This window comes from Vibrio sp. M260112 (assembly GCF_036533775.1).
Classification (GTDB): domain Bacteria; phylum Pseudomonadota; class Gammaproteobacteria; order Enterobacterales; family Vibrionaceae; genus Vibrio.
Genome location: NZ_JATABH010000171.1, coordinates 1 through 812, shown reverse-complemented (window position 1 = coordinate 812; position 812 = coordinate 1). Strand labels below are relative to the sequence as shown.

The 812-nt window shown below is 47.0% G+C and carries 1 pseudogene; it reads left to right on the top strand.

Annotated features, from left to right (window positions below):
• Positions 1–812 (top strand): annotated as a pseudogene (locus QTN95_RS20880) (LysM peptidoglycan-binding domain-containing protein); the annotation flags it as partial.

Below are 812 nucleotides of genomic sequence, written 5' to 3'. Positions count from 1 at the left end.
TCTGGTGGTGTCGGCGTGAAAGGCGATATCTTTGGTGGTGCTCAAGTTGGAGGTCAGGTTGAAGGGGGGCTGGAATGGAAAGCGCCGCAAGATACCAAACTGGATAAGGTGTTTGATTTCGCCACCCTCGCCAAAGTAGGTGCCAACGGTAATGTGGCTATTGGTGCCGGAGTGGGATGGGATTTTCAGCTAGCGATAGACAGGGGACGTTTCATTTTTAACTGTTCTGGTCGTCTGGTGTTTGGCCCTGGCGCCAGTGGTGGCTTTGGTACTGTGATTGATTTTGAGCAGCTATGGCAACTCGCGGTTATCCTTTTTAAAGGCTTAAAAGCGACCGATTACCGGGTACTGGATAATATAGATAGTCGCGTTTACGAGCACCTTATGCTGTCTAGTTATATGGCTTTTGCTAGCGATATGATTGCTAATCCACAAGAAGCACTTAAACAGGCGGTAATGAACAGCCGTCAATCAATCAATATTTGGTGGGATGATAGGTTAGAAAATTGGAAGAGTGAATCCGAGAAGAAAAAGGAAGCCCGTCAGCTGGCACAGCGGATCACTAAGCATTTCAACCCTAATGGGAACGATGTGACCGGTGAGGTGCCGTTTGAAGAATTATTGCCGGAAACCGTTGGCATTATGCTCAATACTTTAGTGACGACGTTTTATTTGTCATGGGAAGAGGAGCAAGAAAAGGCGATCTATATATTATTGCTTGGTGGGGTTAAAACGTGGCGACGTTTTGAAGAGGTGCTCACGCGCATGAATGTTACTGGTGAAAAGCCGTCAGGTGGCAAACAAGCAGAAGA